1 protein-coding gene is annotated in these 372 nt (G+C 58.6%); it reads left to right on the plus strand.

Going from position 1 to position 372, the window contains the following annotated elements; translation table 11 throughout:
• Nucleotides 1-372 (plus strand): transposase (locus tag I6F36_RS39480; RefSeq protein ID WP_225173348.1); only part of this gene is annotated, 372 nt, incomplete at both ends.

The following is a 372-nucleotide window of genomic DNA, read 5'->3' on the forward strand; positions in this document are numbered from 1 at the left end:
CAAACGCTGGTGTCGCTGACCCTTGCGCGCGGCGAAGTGCCCGTGATGGTCGCATTGCGTCTCTTTCTGCCCGAGAGTTGGACAGGCAATGTGTCTCGTTTGATGCGTGCTCGGGTGCCGATCGAACACCGAACGGCAAGATCCAAGCCAGAAATCGCTTTGGCTGAGGTTGATCGAGCGATGGCAGCCAACGTGCGCTTTGGATGTGTGCTGGCGGATGCAGGATACGGGCTCAGCGCACCATTTCGACAAGGGCTAACAGAACGCGGATTGGCCTGGGCCGTCGGCATCCCTCGGCACCTCAAGGTGTATCCGGTTGATGTGAAGCTCATTTGGCCGATTACCAAAGTCCGCGGGAAACCACGAAAGCAC

The organism is Bradyrhizobium sp. BRP19 (genome assembly GCF_020194195.1).
Lineage (GTDB): Bacteria > Pseudomonadota > Alphaproteobacteria > Rhizobiales > Xanthobacteraceae > Bradyrhizobium > Bradyrhizobium yuanmingense.